The organism is Acinetobacter sp. YH12156 (assembly GCF_013418235.1).
In the GTDB taxonomy this organism is placed as follows: Bacteria; Pseudomonadota; Gammaproteobacteria; order Pseudomonadales; family Moraxellaceae; genus Acinetobacter; species Acinetobacter pseudolwoffii.
On record NZ_VPCL01000032.1, the window covers coordinates 1 to 2,057 of the forward strand.

Annotated in this window: 2 protein-coding genes and 1 pseudogene; 1 reads left to right on the plus strand and 2 read right to left on the minus strand. The window is 33.9% G+C overall.

Annotated elements, in window-relative coordinates; genetic code table 11:
- Positions 1-140 (plus strand): annotated as a pseudogene (locus FTU87_RS14900) (mobilization protein); the annotation flags it as partial.
- Here FTU87_RS14900 and FTU87_RS14905 read toward each other — a convergent pair.
- Both FTU87_RS14905 and repM read right to left on the minus strand, forming a co-directional pair.
- Positions 137-433 (minus strand): hypothetical protein, encoded by a 297-nt coding sequence (locus FTU87_RS14905; RefSeq protein WP_004856442.1) that lies wholly within the window; start codon positions 431-433, stop codon positions 137-139. The pseudogene FTU87_RS14900 and the gene FTU87_RS14905 overlap by 4 nt on opposite strands.
- Positions 430-1,353: a replication initiation protein RepM gene (repM, locus tag FTU87_RS14910; protein ID WP_004856439.1), complete on the minus strand. Its 924-nt coding sequence runs from the start codon at positions 1,351-1,353 to the stop codon at positions 430-432. Before repM ends, FTU87_RS14905 begins: the two co-directional genes overlap by 4 nt.
- Positions 1,354-2,057 lie beyond the last annotated feature (704 nt).

Below are 2,057 nucleotides of genomic sequence, written 5' to 3' on the forward strand. Positions count from 1 at the left end.
AAATTTTGCTCGGTTCTTACTTAATTAAAAAGATGCAATCTAATGAAGCCAATAAAGAAAAAATACTCGCTGAACTCAACGAATATTTAACAGAAAATAGAGATAGACAGCTTTTTGATTTGCCCGATATTGAAGCCTAATTTTTCTTAGCTGTTTGGTTGTTCTGTTCGGCTTGATACTCGGGAATGAGCGTATTTAAAACCTTTTGAATATTGTCTTTGTCCTCTATCTGCAAATTATCTCGATAGTAAATTAAGTCCTGTATTTTGCTTTCCATCTGCATTTTTTTGGTGGGTTCTGCATTTTTGGATATTCGAGATAATAGGAAGATATAACCGCATATATTTTCCCTCGCAATTTCATAATTTACGATGTCGAGGTATTCAACGGTCACATGTTTTAGATCAGTTGATAGGTTGTTTAATTTAATCATGGCTGAAATCCTGATTTTTCTAATATTGGATAAAGCTCTCTGAATTTTTCAGGCTCTAAAAGCATATCTGCTATACGGATAGCAAATTGTTGGTAGCTTTCTGTACCTTGTGAATATTTCCCCATTTCAGGCATTTCTGACATTTTATTGGCAAATAAATGGCGTTGTGCATCGGTCATTTTGACAAAAAAGTCAGGTGTGTTTGGGTCACGCTTAGAATCTAATTTTTTCGGCTGTGATTTTTGCTTAAACTTAAATGAAAAACCAATAATTGAACGACCACGTTTGTGTTGTTCATACTCTGCTTTTATATCTGTGTACTCATTAATTTGATCAATGGCAAGGTGTAAAACTTTTTCTTTAAATTGCCCCATTCTCTTGTATTCGTTGGGTTCTATGCCTAATTTTAATCTTAGCTCTTCTAGCTCTACCATAGTCACTTTGCCTGTACTACGCCATGCGATAAGCAACTCATACAAGCGTATAGCGTAAACACTAGTTAAACTGCTGACTTGCTCTAGTTCATAACTGGTGAAGTGTTTTTCTAAATTTGTAATCAACGGTACAACATCATCAGAAAACTTAATACGAACAAGAGCTTCATTTTCTACATAAGATATTCGTTGTACCCATCGACTTATTACATTCTCAATGTTGCCCTTTTGAGTCAGCTTTTGATAGCTAAATCTACGATCAAATAGGCTTTTGCAAGCATCTTTAAGAACTTTATAGGCTGTATTTCTATGAACATTGAAATGGTTGATATAGCTTTCAGCATGAATCGTCAAATCTTTATCATTGGGTGTATTTGATTGCCTAGCTTCAAGTATGGCTAACAGTATTAAACGTTGTTCTGATAGGTCTAAATTATAACTGGCATTTATTAGTGCATTATCTTTAACGACTAGTTCCTTTTTCATAAGCACACATGTTTTTTAAATATATAAGTACACTCTATTTTATTGAGTGTCACTTTGCAAGATAAAGGTGTACTTATTGCAAGATAAAGGTGTACTTATTGCAAGATAAAGGTGTACTTATTGCAAGATAAAGGTGTACTTATTGCTATTTTTATTCTTATATATCAATTAATTGTAGAGGCTAAAAATTAAAAAATTAAAAAATATTAAAAAGAGGGGAGTGCTTAAAACTGCCCTATGTACTCGCTAAAGCTCGTACTCTATTGAAGCTCGTTCCTCGCTTCATGGGGCAGTTTTTGGTTAATCCTGTTTATGAAATCTAAAAGCAAAAGCATTGGTAATGTATTCGCTTCGCTCATACTTTTTGAAAAGCAAAAGCTCCAAAGTTCGCACCCATTCGGGATGCTCTGTAACTACCGTTTAAAATCGAAAGGGAGCTTGTAATCAGAGAAAAAGCGAGGTCGAAATTTTGATGATGCTCAATCGCTCGTAGACACTCGCTCGGTTCTTATTATCTAGGTTTTAATTATTTACTGGAGCTAATCAAAGTTGTGAAACATTGATGAAATATTAGTCGTGGAACGTGAAGAATCATAAAAAAAGCCCGAGCATGACGTTTCGGGCTATTAAGTATTGACTATAACATTGAAAGATAATGAAAATATCTAAGCATTTCGGATAAGGTGTATTATGTTAATTTTAGA

Bases quoted from the DNA above. Each gene is read 5' to 3' on its own strand.
- FTU87_RS14905 (WP_004856442.1), bottom strand. From the start codon at position 433: ATGATTAAATTAAACAACCTATCAACTGATCTAAAACATGTGACCGTT.
- repM (WP_004856439.1), bottom strand. From the start codon at position 1,353: ATGAAAAAGGAACTAGTCGTTAAAGATAATGCACTAATAAATGCCAGT.